General features: G+C 48.2%; 1 protein-coding gene. It reads left to right on the top strand.

Annotated elements, in window-relative coordinates:
- Positions 1-120: 120 nt before the first annotated feature.
- Positions 121-1087, top strand: a 967-nt coding sequence (locus FC82_RS04495; protein WP_056996322.1) for an IS30 family transposase, incomplete at its 3' end; no start/stop codon positions are given.

Below are 1087 nucleotides of genomic sequence, written 5' to 3' on the forward strand. Positions count from 1 at the left end.
CCCCGATTTAAAATTGAAGTGCAACACTTGATAACTAGACCAATTAGACTAGCTTAAAAGGCCATGAAGGCCTATTCTTATTATTAACGACAAAATCAACAGATAAGGATAGGTGTCTTCATGACCCAAACTAAGAATATCATGCCTAAGCATTACCAACAACTCCAATCTTTTGAACGCGGTCAAATTGAGTCCCTGACTCGATTAGGATTTGGCGTTCGTCAGATCGCCAGCCGGCTTCACCGGAGTCCCAGCACCATTTCTCGCGAATTAAAACGCGGGTTAACCACCCAGATTGATTCCCAGAAACATCGGTCATATCAGGGCTACTTTGCCGAGCGCGGGGCGGCTTACTATCGAGAACAGCGGGCCAAGTGTCACCCCAAAGGTTTACTGCAGCGGGCTGCCGTGTTCTTCAAGTCCCTGCCGAAAGCTTTAAAAGCTAAGCCACGAGTTTTCAGTGTCGATACGTATGTCCACTATTTCAAAGCTCATTACCCGGGCTTTCCCTGCCCATCAACGGCTACGGTCTATCGGTATATCGAGGCTGGCAAGCTCCCGGAGCTTCACAACTATGATTTACCCATGAAGCTACGTCGCCGCGTTAAACGCCCGAATCACCGACATGCCCGCCTGAATAAAAAACGGCTTGGACAGTCCATTGAAGACCGGCCCGCAGTGGTTCGGAAACGTCAGGAGTTGGGCCATTGGGAAGGCGACTTAGTGAAAGCCAAACGGGTTGAGTCCGAACCAGCTTTAATGACGTTAACCGAGCGAGTTAGCCGGATGGAAATTATCGTTAAATTGCCTGATTACCGGGCAGAGACTTGCCGGCAAGCCCTCCAAGATACGATTGATGATTACGGTGCAGAAAACTTTCGGACGATCACGTTTGACAACGGCTCGGAATTCGCTAGTTTAAATCAGGTTCAAGGAACGGAAATCTACTTTGCCCATCCATATTCTCCCTGGGAACGGGGCACTAATGAGAATGTAAATGGTCAATTAAGAGAGTTCTTCCCAAAGGGGCATTCCTTTAAAAACCTCTCATTAGTGGATCTGCAGTTGGTTCAAGACACGCTGAATC

Source organism: Secundilactobacillus collinoides DSM 20515 = JCM 1123 (assembly GCF_001435975.1).
GTDB lineage: Bacteria > Bacillota > Bacilli > Lactobacillales > Lactobacillaceae > Secundilactobacillus > Secundilactobacillus collinoides.